Here is a 222-nt window from a genome sequence, read left to right as displayed (position 1 = left end):
GTAAACGAGCAAGAGCACCTGTTGATGTCGTGAGTTTCGACTCATGCTGACGCAAAAACGATTAAGTTGAATGATTTAGTCGGATTTTTGTGTCCCCATCGTCTAGAGGCCTAGGACACTGCCCTTTCACGGCTGTAACAGGGGTTCGAATCCCCTTGGGGACGCCACTCCGATAATGTGTGAAAGACATTATCAACTGAATATCTTAAAGATGACTTTAAC

1 tRNA gene is annotated in these 222 nt (G+C 45.0%); it reads left to right on the top strand.

The window, feature by feature from the left end:
• Positions 1-91 precede the first annotated feature (91 nt).
• A tRNA-Glu gene (locus YROHD0001_RS0119220) sits at positions 92-167 on the top strand.
• Positions 168-222 lie beyond the last annotated feature (55 nt).

This window comes from Yersinia rohdei ATCC 43380, from assembly GCF_000173775.1.
Lineage (GTDB): Bacteria > Pseudomonadota > Gammaproteobacteria > Enterobacterales > Enterobacteriaceae > Yersinia > Yersinia rohdei.
This window is presented reverse-complemented; position numbering and strand designations above follow the sequence as displayed.